Annotated in this window: 10 protein-coding genes; 2 read left to right on the top strand and 8 right to left on the bottom strand. The window is 59.3% G+C overall.

Annotation, left to right across the window (positions count from 1 at the left end; translation table 11 throughout):
- Positions 1-15: 15 nt before the first annotated feature.
- The 8 genes from T18_RS17810 to T18_RS17770 all read right to left on the bottom strand — a co-directional run bounded on the left by T18_RS17810 (position 16) and on the right by T18_RS17770 (position 8,400).
- A complete protein-coding gene (locus T18_RS17810) occupies positions 16-1,011 on the bottom strand; it encodes a DctP family TRAP transporter solute-binding subunit (protein WP_038493848.1) in 996 nt (331 codons plus the stop codon).
- Positions 1,012-1,032: 21 nt separating this feature from the next.
- Positions 1,033-1,935, bottom strand: a complete 903-nt coding sequence (locus T18_RS17805) for an NAD(P)-dependent oxidoreductase (RefSeq protein ID WP_038493851.1) — start codon at positions 1,933-1,935, stop codon at positions 1,033-1,035.
- A 12-nt stretch (positions 1,936-1,947) separates the two neighbouring features.
- A complete protein-coding gene (locus T18_RS17800; RefSeq protein ID WP_038495772.1) occupies positions 1,948-2,250 on the bottom strand; it encodes a putative quinol monooxygenase in 303 nt (100 codons plus the stop codon).
- Positions 2,251-2,267: 17 nt separating this feature from the next.
- Positions 2,268-3,626, bottom strand: coding sequence for an NAD(P)H-dependent oxidoreductase (locus T18_RS17795; RefSeq protein WP_003517962.1), 1,359 nt, complete (start codon positions 3,624-3,626; stop codon positions 2,268-2,270).
- Positions 3,627-3,888: 262 nt separating this feature from the next.
- On the bottom strand, positions 3,889-4,902 hold the full coding sequence (locus T18_RS17790; protein ID WP_019566487.1) for a LacI family DNA-binding transcriptional regulator: 1,014 nt from the start codon (positions 4,900-4,902) through the stop codon (positions 3,889-3,891).
- Positions 4,903-5,018: 116 nt separating this feature from the next.
- Entirely contained in the window at positions 5,019-6,029 is a 1,011-nt protein-coding gene (locus T18_RS17785) for a D-altritol 5-dehydrogenase (RefSeq protein ID WP_038495775.1), read from the bottom strand.
- A gap of 16 nt (positions 6,030-6,045) precedes the next feature.
- Positions 6,046-6,816: a galactitol 2-dehydrogenase gene (locus T18_RS17780; protein WP_025595922.1), complete on the bottom strand. Its 771-nt coding sequence runs from the start codon at positions 6,814-6,816 to the stop codon at positions 6,046-6,048.
- Positions 6,817-7,086: 270 nt separating this feature from the next.
- Complete coding sequence (locus tag T18_RS17770) at positions 7,087-8,400, bottom strand: ABC transporter substrate-binding protein (RefSeq protein ID WP_013761438.1); 1,314 nt, start codon at positions 8,398-8,400, stop codon at positions 7,087-7,089.
- A 309-nt stretch (positions 8,401-8,709) separates the two neighbouring features.
- On the opposite strand from T18_RS17770, the gene T18_RS17765 reads away from it, so the two are divergent.
- Positions 8,710-9,717 carry a sugar kinase gene (locus tag T18_RS17765; RefSeq protein WP_038493854.1) on the top strand — a complete coding sequence of 336 codons (1,008 nt, stop codon included), beginning with the start codon at positions 8,710-8,712 and terminating at the stop codon, positions 9,715-9,717.
- Positions 9,714-10,991, top strand: a complete 1,278-nt coding sequence (locus T18_RS17760; RefSeq protein ID WP_038493857.1) for a D-tagatose-bisphosphate aldolase, class II, non-catalytic subunit — start codon at positions 9,714-9,716, stop codon at positions 10,989-10,991. The genes T18_RS17765 and T18_RS17760 overlap by 4 nt, the downstream gene beginning before the upstream one ends.
- Positions 10,992-11,060: the final 69 nt, after the last annotated feature.

The following is an 11,060-nucleotide window of genomic DNA, read 5'->3' as shown; positions in this document are numbered from 1 at the left end:
CTTTCACTGGCGGCGTCAGTTCGTCTTGAGGAAAGCCTGCGTCTTGTCGAAAAACGCCTGATCTTTCACGAGGGCGGAGAATTTTGACGAAAGACCAGTCGCGACAGCCACGAAAGCCTTGCGCTCGTCATCGGTCAGCGTGTTGACCTCCATGCCGTTCTTCTTCAGCGTTGCGAGCGACTTGTCGATATCGGCAGCATCGTTCTGAGCTTTCCACGCCTCGGTTTCCGTGGCCGCGTCCCTCAACGCCGTTTTGAAGCCTTCGTCGAGGCCTTCGAAACGGGCCGGGTTCATGCCCAGCACCCAGGCGTCAGCGATGTGGTTGCTGATCGTCAGGTATTTCTGCACTTCATAAAGCTTGGCGCTGACAGGCACGTTGACCGGATTTTCCTGCCCGTCGACGACTTTCAGCTGGAGCGCGTTATAGACTTCCGCAAAGGCCATCGGCGTCGGGGCAGCACCCATGGCGCCGAAGAATTCGACCCAGAGCGGATTGTTCGGCACACGCAGCTTCATGCCCTTGAGATCGGCAGGCGATTTGATCGGCGCCTTGGAGTTGGTGATCTGGCGCAACGGCCGAGACCAGAGATCGAGCCCGAGAATGCCGATCTTGCTCAGATCGCCGGAAAGCTCCTTGCCAAGATCGCTGTCGAGATAGACGCGCAACTGGTCGATATCGCGGAACTGATAGGGAATGGCGATGGCCGTGAATTTCGGATTGAACACTGCGTAAAGCGATGTCGAGTTCAAGAGCATGTCGAGCGAACCGCCGGCCAGCTGCTTGACGCCCGCCGAAGGATCGCCGCCATAAAGCGTGCCGTTCGGAAACACCTTGATCTTGAGCTTGCCATCGGTCTTTTTCGAAACAATCTCGGCGAACTTGTGGGCCGCGAGCGTAATTTCCGACGTATCGGAGTCCGGCGTCGAAAGCGTGAGCGTTTCCGCCTGCGCGATCGATGCAACAAGCATGGTGGCGGCAAGAGCCAGCCCGTAAAGTTTTGAAATTTTCATGTGTTCCTCCCGTTGTTGTCTCTAAACAGTTTCGAGCGTTCCTCCGAACGCATTCATGCGTTTAACTTCAAGGATCACACCGCTGTGATCAAGCTCGCCCGCACCATGCTCGACCATGGAGCGGAACAGCCGGTCAACCTCCTCGCCGACCGGTAATTTCAGGCCACGGCTCTTGGCGAAAGCAAGCGCCGTGGACGTATCCTTCAGCTGATATTTCGCCGGCCCGCCGGGGCGGAAATCGCCTTCCACCATGCGTTTGCCGTGCTGGCGGAAGACGGTGGACTCGGCAAAACCGCCAAGCAAAGCCTGGCGCACCTGCGCCGGGTCGGCTCCCCCCGCTTCAACCAGCGTCAAAGCTTCCGCTACGGCGCAGATCGTCGAGGCGACGATCAGCTGGTTGGCCAGCTTGGCCAATGAACCGCAGCCCACCGGACCGACATGGGTGACGCGGCCGAGGCAATTGAGGAGTGGCCGCAATGCGTCCACATCCCGCTGCTCACCGCCGGCCATGATGGCGAGCGTTCCCTCAGTCGCCCCCTTTTCACCGCCGGAAACCGGTGCGTCGACATAAGCGACGCCATGAGCCTTTGCCGCCTCCGCCTGTTCCCGTGCGCTGTCGACCGGAATCGAACTCATCACCAGCAGAAATGCACCGGGCTTCATGGTGGAAACGACACCCGAGGCGCCGAGCAGAACCTCGTCGCAGACCGGCCCGGAACTCAGCATACAGAGCACGACATCGGCTTCGGCTACAGCTTCGGCAGCCGTGGCCGTCGGCTGCACGCCCTTTGCCGCCAGAACCGCAGCTTTTTCAGCACTGCGGTTCCAGGCCTTGACGGAAAAATCGGCCTCCGCCAGACGCGCCGCCATGGGTGCACCCATGATGCCCGTTCCGATGACAGCGATTTCGCGGATGTCCTGCATTTTTTCCACCCTTCAAAGCCATTGCCGGTTGAGGAAACGAACCGGCAACTCTTCTTCGATGAGGGCGGGAAACGCCTCGCGAAACCGGTCGAGATGGGGTGTTTTCAGATGGTCGTCGAAAGCTTCGCGGCTGTCATAGACCTCATAGAACACCACGTTGTTTCCGGATTCCGGCCGCACCACATCGAATTGCCGGCAACCCGGTTCATCCTGAACCGAATGCTTGGCATCATCTTGCGCTGCGTTAAGAAAGGCATCCATCGCGTCAGGCTTGACCCGGAATTCCGCGATTACCACGAAAGCTCCATTCGGCATGTCCCGTTCTCCGTCCATCACGCCGCAGCGTCTTTTTGCGGACGGAACTGGTTTTCCATGTCCTGGCGAAGCTTCACCACATCCAGGTCGCTCACCAGTTCCACATCATCGAAGCTGACGATCTGATCCTTCTTGATGGCGCGCTTCAGCTTGACATTATGGGCAAGACCGATCGGGAGCGCCTTGATGTCGAGGCTTCGGGTGGCAGGAATCGCATTGGCCCAAACCGCGTAACCGCCCTCGCCATCAAGCATTTCGCCGGGCTGCATGTCCTTCTTGGCCGTCGCAACCGCATCGCCGCGGAACTCCTTCGAGCAACCGGTGGCCTCGTTGCGCAGCACCGCGGACAGCACACTGATCGAGGTTTCCAGACCGATGATATGGAACGGACGCCACATGGAGGCGTACCAGCCCGAAGGATCGGTCAGCAGTCCATATTGCTTGAAGCAGGCGCGGGCATATTCGTTATGCGCCTTGAAGGTGACGAAAACGCCGTAACGGATGTTATTAAACACCTCGCGACCATCCGGCTCCTGGCTTGCGGCAATATCCACGAGACCCGAACGCGACATGCGGCCACCATCGGCAGCAGGGCGAAAGACGCGGGCGAGATCGTGCAGGCCTGCGGGCGGGAAGGCCAGACCGTCATCCGGGCAATCCAGCCCTGTGCCGTTTGCGACGGCCGCCATTTCGATGGCCGCCTTGGTGCCGTCGGTAAATGAATTGTACATTTTCGGATTGAAGTCGCCCTTGGCCACTTCCTCGTCAGTCCAGCCGAAGTAGCTCCAGACCGTATCAGGCGTCGAATACCGGTAACGCGGCTCGAAATTCATCCCCTTGCCGGCGGAAACGACCTCGAAGCCGGTGGCGCGTGCCCAATCGACCAATTCGCAGATCAGGGCCGGCTGGTCACCGTAAGCCATGGAGTAGATAAGGCCCTTGGCCCTCGCCTTTTCGGCCAGGATCGGCCCGACCATCACATCGGCTTCCACATTGACCATGACGACATGTTTGTTGTGGTCGATGGCTCCGAGCGCATGGCGCGCGCCAGCCAGCGGATGGCCGGTCGCCTCGATCACGCATTCAATCTCGCCGCAGGCGAACAGTTCGTTCACATCGTCAGTCACATAGGTCTTGCCGCTCTTCAGCGCATCGGCGCAGCTCGTCGCGTCATAACGCTCCTTCGGCCAGCCGACGCGGTCAAACGATTCCCGCGCCTTGCCGACATTGAGATCAGCGACGGCGACCATGTGGAAACCGGCGATGCGCTGCGCCTGCGCCAGAACCATGGAACCGAACTTGCCGGCACCGATGAGACCCACCCTGACGGGCTTGCCACCGGCTGCGCGCTGCGACAGAAGAGAATAGAGATTCATGTTTTGACATCCTTCGCTGGGGAAATTGCTGGCGAGAGTGCCCAGTCAGCCCGGCGAAGGCCATGCGATACCGCGGCTACGAAGGGTTAACCCTCGCGGCACCGAAGACATGACGTTTCTGCGTTCCTCCCGGATCCCGGCACACACTTGCGCCGGCTCCCGCGGTCGCCTCCCAAAGCAACCCTGGGAAGAGAGTAGGAGCGTTCAAATATTAGTTCTATTTAGAAAAACAGATTTTTCTTTTAATTTTTCTAACAAACTATCAAGCCGATTTGCGCAGCATCAGATCGGCACTGAGGAGAATGCGCTCGCGCATCCGTGTCGTGTCATCCGCCTCCTCGTTCAACTTCTGCAGCAGAAGTTCGATCGATAGTCTGCCGATCTCGTTGTAATTCTGCGCCACCGTAGTAATCGGCGGGCAGGCATAACGCGAAAGCGGATGATCGTCATGGCCGGCGACCCTGAGATCGTAATCCGTGCCATGGCCGACCCTGATGCCCTTCTGGAAAGCGGCGGCGATGACCCCGAAGGCGATACGGTCATTGGCGCATAAAATAGTGCGCGAGGGCAAATGCCCTGCCCCATCCAGCAACCGGGTCGCTTCATCAAAAGCGAAACGCTCGAAATCCCAGGTTACGGTGCCGGGAACACCGATGACATGCGGCTCGAAACCAAGACGCTGCATCGCCTCCTCATAGGCCGTGCGGCGCGTTGCGGCGTTGGTATTGACCTGCGGCATGTCGAAGAAACAGGGCGGCTCGCCCGAACGGCAGAGATAATCCACCATCAGCCCGACGCTCTGGCGGTTGTCGGTGCCGACGAAGGCCGAGGTCTCGTCGAGTGGAGAATCGACATAGACGATCGGTATGCTGGCTGCCAGCTGCTCTAGCGTGGCGCGATGGGACTTGACGCCGAGCGGAGCGATGATGGCGCCCGCGACATTCATCGACTTGAAGGTGCGGATAGCCCGATCCTCGATTTCCGCCTTGCCGTCGGACGACAGCACGAAGGCAAGGAACCCCGCCTCGTTGGCGATGAGTTCGATACGGCTCGTGAGCGCCATGTAGAACGGGTCGGTTGAGTTGGGAATAATGATGCCGATGATATTGGAGCGGCGGCGGTTGAGGTTGACGGCGAAGATATTCGGTCGGAAGCCCGATTTCTTCAGCGCATCCTCGATGGCATCCCGCGTCTTCTTGCGGACCGAGGCCGGATCATTGAAGTATTTCGAAACAGTCGGGCGGGAAAGGCCGACGAATTCCGAGAACTCTTCCATCGTCCTGATAGATTTGGCCAAAGTGCTTGCCCCCATGAAATATTACATGTGGTACTCTATATCGACCGGCCTTCGCACGAAAAGCCGGTCGAATACGGTTATCAACGGCCAAACGATCATTCGGCTGCAAATTGCACTTTCATCGTGGCCGGATCGGACGGCTTTTTCATAAAGAACGGCAGCATATCCGAAAGCGGCAGCCGGTGCGACACCAGCCGCGCCATGACATCGCCATCCGTTTCCAGAATGGCAAGCGCCTGCGGTATGTTGCGGTTCAGCGAATGTGAGCCGACAAGCTTCAGCTGCCGCCGGAAGATTTCGAAAGGCGCAACCGAGATACGGGCATCGGGCGCGCAGACACCGAAAAACAGCGCCGTGCCGCCATCCGCGACCAGCGGGATCATTGCTTCCGCAACAGCTGCGATGCCGGTCGCATCCGCCACGAAATCGAACGCCTTCTGTTGCCGCAGCAGCGCCTCAGACCCGGAAACCGCCGTCTGAAGTCCAAGACTTTCAGCGAAGTCCAGCCTGCTTTCGTTGATGTCCGCAATCGTCACCGTCGCAATGCCTCGTGATTTCAGCGACAGGGCGAGCAGCAGGCCGATGGGGCCGGCGCCAAAAACAAGCGCATTGCCCGGCACCGACCCACTCTCGCCAATGCCCGCGCTCTGCATGCCGTTGACGACGCAGGCGAGCGGTTCGGCAAGTGCTGCCACGTGATAGGGCATGGAACCTATGCCATGCAGTTGGTCGGCGCGCACCACGCTGAATTCCGCAAAACCGCCATTATGGGAAACGCCATAGGCCTTCAGCGTGCTGCAAAGGTTGGTAAGCCCTTTCCTGCAACTGGGGCAGGTGCCGCAGGGCAGATTGGGATCGACGACAACCCTGTCGCCGACCTTGATGCCTGTGACATCTGCCGCCACCGCCGCAACTTCGCCGGCATATTCATGGCCGGGAATGACGGGAAAGGCACCGTCACCGTAACGCGCATGCAGCACGTCTATATCGGTATGGCACAGCCCCGAAGCCTTGACCCGGACAAGGGCATGCCCCGGCGGCAGATCGGCGACGGGCACGTCCGTAAGCACGGCTCGTCCCTTCTCGACGAATTGAATCGCACGCATGGTCATCTCCGGCTTTTCAGCTCATCCAGTTGCCGCCGTCGACATTATATGTCTGGGCGAGAATATAGTCGCTGTCGGAAGAGGCGAGGAAAACTGCAAGGCCCTTGATGTCATCAGGCGTGGCGAAACGGCCGATCGGCACGGATTTGGCCACCGCCGCCTTCTTCTCACCCGGCTTCAAGCCTTCCCATTTGGCGAAATGCGCATCGACCACTTCCCAATGCTCGCCATCCACGACACCCGGCGCAATCGCATTGACGTTGATGCCGTGTTTGACGAGCGCCAGCGCCGCCGACTGCGTGGCGGAAATGATCGCCGCTTTGGAAGCGCAATAAAGCGTGACGAGCGCCTCACCGCGCCGACCGGCCTGGCTCGCCATATTGATGATCTTGCCGCCGCGCGCACGCGCGATCATGACATTGGAGACGGCCTTCATCATGAAAAGCGGCCCCTTGAGATTGATGTCAAAAACCCGCTCATAGCTCTCTTCGGTAATGCCGTTGATCGGCGCCATATCGAAGATCGCGGCATTGTTGACGAGAATATCGATGCCGCCGAATTCCTCATCGACCGCCTTTACAACCGCATCGATCTGACCAAGGTCAGTCACGTCCAGACGGATGGCCTTGGCGGATGGGCCTATAGCGGCTGCAGAAGCGGTCGCCCTGGCAATATCGATATCGGCGATGATGACCTTTGCACCCTCATCGGCGAAAGCCTGTGCAAAACCAAGGCCGATGCCGCGGGCGGCGCCGGTAATCAGCGCGACCTTGTTCTTCAATCTCATGTCGATCTCCGTGATGCATGGCGGGTAATGGGTGACCTCGGCCATGCGCGTTTGTGTTAGATGCGATTTTCTCACTCCCCTCATTCCTGTGCCTGTCACAGGAATCCAGCTGACGCGCGTCTGCGTGGCGAGAGAGTCCTTTTCAGCCCAAGGACTTGGGCTGACTGGATTCCTGTGACAAGCACACGAATGAGGGCGGCGGGTGCGCCAGCCCCACCCATGCCGCCCGCCGCCAAAGTGACGAACGGGCGGCACGCCGGGAGGACGCGGCTACTTGATGTAGCCCGCGCGGGTCATGTCACGCTCGACCTGTTTCTGGGCGCCTTCGAGCGCCGTATCGACGGTCTGCTGGCCGGAGAGTGCTGCCGCAATCTGCTGGCCGACAACCGTGCCGATCGACTGGAATTCCGGTATGGCGACGAACTGCACGCCAGTATAGGGGACCGGATCCTTTGTCGGCTTCGACGGATCGGCGGACATGATGGCTTTCAGCACCGTATCCGCAAAGGGTGCGGCCTTCTTGTATTCTGGCAGCTCATAGGTGGATTTGCGCGTACCGGGCGGCACGGCGACCCAGCCTTCGCTTTCACCGACCGTCTTCACATAGTTCTTCGAGGTCGCCCATTTAACGAATGACTTGGCGGTTTCGAGCTTCTTCGTGGTGTTCGGAATTGCAAGGTTCCATGACCACGACCAGCTCGATCCGTTCGGCGTTGCCTCTACCGGAGCACGCGTGAAAGCGGTCTTGTCGGCAACCTGGCTCTGTTTGGGATCGTAGATACGTCCCGCAGCCGAGGTGGCGTCGATCCACATGGCGCAATGGCCTGATGCGAACAGCGTCTGGTTCTCGTTAAAGCCGTTGGTCGCTGCACCGGGCGGGCCGTAGGAGGTCATCAGCGCAACATAATCCGAGATCGCCTTTTTCCACGGCTCGCTCGTCAGCTGCGGCTTCCAGTCCATGTCGAACCAGCGTCCACCATAGGTATTGATCATGGTACCGAGGAAAGCCATGTTCTCGCCCCAGCCCGGCTTGCCGCGCAGGCAAATGCCATATTGCTGTTTCGACTTGTCCGTCAGCTTGGCCGCGAAGTCCTTGATCTGGTCGTAGCTCGGATTATCGGGCATTTTCAGGCCGGCCGCGTCGAACAGGTCCTTGCGGTAAAGGGTGAACGAGCTTTCGGTATAAAACGGCACGGCATAGAGCTTGCCGTCCACCGTCAGGCCTTTTTTGATCGGATCGAGCAGATCGGCGTAATCGTAATCGTCGCCGAGATCATCGACCGGAGCCAGCCAGCCCTGCTTGCCCCAGATCGGCGCTTCGTAACCGCCGATGGTCATGATGTCGAACTGGCCGCCATTGGTGGCGATATCGGTGGTGACGCGTTCGCGCAGAACATTCTCTTCCAGCACGATCCAGTTGATCTTGTTTCCTGTTTCCTTCTCCCAGGCGCTGGAAAGCTTCTGCATGATGATCATGTCGCCATTGTTGACGGTGGCGATGTTGATTTCTTCCGCCTGCGCAAGTCCGGCCAAAAGGCCCGCTCCAACCACAGACGACGACAGAATTCCAATGAATTTGCTCATGAGACCCGCTCCTCCTTTACGGATGTCCACGCATAACAATACATGCGTAAATTTTTATCTCGCAAAATCGCGCCATTTGTCAACATCCAAAAATAGACTGTGACGTGAGCACTCTTGGATATATTGCTATAACTAGCTGTTTTAAAGTCGATAATGTCATCAAAAATAATTACATGATCCGCTTTACTTGCTGCATCGCAACAAAAATATCATCAAAAAATATCTTGACGCGCGTAAATTTTAACTGATATCCGAAAAATAACAGAGCCGGAACGTCGGGGTTTGCACCCATCGGAAAGGTGGAGCCGAATGCATATGGAGGAGACGATGAGGCAGGTATCCGCACTGGCGCCGCACGCGAAAGGCCCGACCATTACGGCGGGTGAAATCCTCGTGGAAATCATGGCGACGACAGTGGGCGACGGCTTTCTCGAGCCGCAAACGCTGATCGGCCCCTTTCCAAGCGGCGCGCCCGCCATTTTCATCGATCAGGTCGCGCGTTGCGGCGGCAGCGCCGGCATTATCGCGGCGGTTGGCGATGACGATTTCGGCCGCCTCAACATCGAGCGGCTGCGCCGTGACGGCGTGGACATATCGGCCATCGCCACCGTTGCGGACCGGCCGACCGGAAGCGCTTTTGTCCGCTATAGGGAAAACGGTGCACGGGATTTCGTTTTCAACATCGCCCATTCCGCAGCGCGCGAAACGCACATGACTGATAAGGCGCAGGCCCTCATCGAACAGGCCGGCCATGTGCACGTCATGGGATCGGCGTTTGCGATTGCCGGTATCGGCGAGATCATTCTGGAGGCGATCAAAAGCGTCAAGGCGCGCGGCGGCTCGGTGTCTTTCGATCCGAACATCCGCAAGGAACTGGTGCAGGGTAACGAGGGCCGCAAGCTGATCGACGATCTCCTTGATGTCACCGACCTTCTGCTGCCTTCCGGCGAAGAACTTCAAGCTGCCTCCGGTCTGGATGACGAGGACGCAGCGATAGAAAAGCTCCTTGCCTCAGGTATCGGCGAGATCGTGCTGAAGCGCGGCGCGCAAGGCGCCAGCCACTTCAGCCGCGCCTATGGCCGCATCGACGCCCCCGGACTGACGGTCTCCGAAATTGATCCGACCGGCGCCGGCGACTGTTTCGGCGCAACATACCTCACCTGCCGCCGCCTCGGCATGCATCCCGAAAGAGCGCTCGCCTATGCCAATGCATCCGGCGCGCACAACGTCATAAAGCGCGGTCCCATGGAGGGCGCTGCCAGCCTTGCCGAACTTGACGCCTTCATGACCGCGCTATTGTCGGAGGAAGTCCTATGACCGCCATTCTGGAAAATCTCGCCGCCGCGCGCCGTGCCGGCAAGCCGGCAGGTATCACTTCAGTCTGCTCTGCCCACCCCGTTGTCCTGCGCGCCGCAATCCGCCGCGCCGCTGCCGGTCAAACAGCCGTGCTGATCGAGGCCACCTGCAACCAGGTCAATCATCTCGGCGGTTATACCGGCATGACGCCGCGCGACTTCGTTACCTTCGTCAACAGCATTGCGCAGGAAGAAGGACTGCCCGGCGAGCTCCTGATTTTCGGCGGTGATCATCTCGGTCCCAATCCCTGGCGCAAGGAAAAAGCCGAGGACGCGCTGACAAAAGCAGCCACCATGGTCGAAGCCTATGTCACAGCCGGTTTTCGCAAGATTCATCTGGATGCGTCGATGGGCTGCGCCGGTGAGCCGGCCGCACTGGATGACGTGATCATTGCCAATCGCGCGGCAAAACTCGCGGCTGTCGCCGAAAAGGCAGCCGCCGAGGCGGGCCTGCCAAAACCGCTTTACATTCTCGGCACCGAAGTGCCGGTGCCGGGCGGCGCCGATCACGTGCTCGACACGGTGGCACCCACCGAGCCGCAGGCGGCGCGCACGACCATTGACCTGCACCGTGAGATATTCGCGCAGCACGGTCTTTCCGATGCGTTCGAACGGGTCATCGCCTTTGTCGTGCAGCCCGGCGTGGAATTCGGCAGCGACAATGTCGTCGCTTACAATCCGGATGCGGCCACGGCGCTCAGCGCCGTACTCGACGGCGAACCGCAACTGGTCTTTGAAGCACACTCGACGGATTATCAAACGAGAGCAGCGCTTGGCGCCCTTGTGCGCGACGGATATCCGATCCTGAAAGTCGGTCCGGGGCTGACCTTCGCTTACCGCGAAGCACTCTACGCTCTCGATATGATCGCATCCGAGATGGTCGGCGACTATGGCGACCGGCCGCTGGCGCGGACCATGGAACAGCTGATGCTCGGCGCGCCCGGCGACTGGCAGGGTCATTACCATGGTGATGACATCACGCTCAGATTGCAGCGTCACTACAGCTACAGCGACCGCATTCGCTATTACTGGACAAGGCCCGAGGCGCTCGCAGCCGTTTCCGCCTTGCATAAGGCGCTTGACGGGAAGACAATTCCCGAAACCCTGCTGCGCCAATACCTCGGCGAGCTGCCGCTCGCCACGGTTGCAGGCAAGGATATGGAGGAGGTTCTGATCGCCGCGGTGGATCAGGTGCTGGCAACCTACCATGCGGCGACGGGCGAAGGTCGCGGCTAAGACAATCGTCAAGTTAAATTCGGATGCCCCGGCGGAGACGTTGCGGGTATCGGTCATGGAGGGGACTAC

Origin of the sequence: Rhizobium sp. TBD182, from assembly GCF_001950375.1 — a bacterium.
In the GTDB taxonomy this organism is placed as follows: domain Bacteria; phylum Pseudomonadota; class Alphaproteobacteria; order Rhizobiales; family Rhizobiaceae; genus Agrobacterium; species Agrobacterium tumefaciens.
This window is presented reverse-complemented; position numbering and strand designations above follow the sequence as displayed.

What these genes read in the sequence shown, in the direction of transcription:
- T18_RS17760 (WP_038493857.1), top strand. Translation starts at nt 9,714, where the DNA reads ATGACCGCCATTCTGGAAAATCTCGCCGCCGCGCGCCGTGCCGGCAAG.
- T18_RS17770 (WP_013761438.1), bottom strand. Translation starts at nt 8,400, where the DNA reads ATGAGCAAATTCATTGGAATTCTGTCGTCGTCTGTGGTTGGAGCGGGC.
- T18_RS17765 (WP_038493854.1), top strand. Translation starts at nt 8,710, where the DNA reads ATGCATATGGAGGAGACGATGAGGCAGGTATCCGCACTGGCGCCGCAC.
- T18_RS17780 (WP_025595922.1), bottom strand. Translation starts at nt 6,816, where the DNA reads ATGAGATTGAAGAACAAGGTCGCGCTGATTACCGGCGCCGCCCGCGGC.
- T18_RS17810 (WP_038493848.1), bottom strand. Translation starts at nt 1,011, where the DNA reads ATGAAAATTTCAAAACTTTACGGGCTGGCTCTTGCCGCCACCATGCTT.
- T18_RS17800 (WP_038495772.1), bottom strand. Translation starts at nt 2,250, where the DNA reads ATGCCGAATGGAGCTTTCGTGGTAATCGCGGAATTCCGGGTCAAGCCT.
- T18_RS17795 (WP_003517962.1), bottom strand. Translation starts at nt 3,626, where the DNA reads ATGAATCTCTATTCTCTTCTGTCGCAGCGCGCAGCCGGTGGCAAGCCC.
- T18_RS17790 (WP_019566487.1), bottom strand. Translation starts at nt 4,902, where the DNA reads ATGGAAGAGTTCTCGGAATTCGTCGGCCTTTCCCGCCCGACTGTTTCG.
- T18_RS17805 (WP_038493851.1), bottom strand. Translation starts at nt 1,935, where the DNA reads ATGCAGGACATCCGCGAAATCGCTGTCATCGGAACGGGCATCATGGGT.
- T18_RS17785 (WP_038495775.1), bottom strand. Translation starts at nt 6,029, where the DNA reads ATGCGTGCGATTCAATTCGTCGAGAAGGGACGAGCCGTGCTTACGGAC.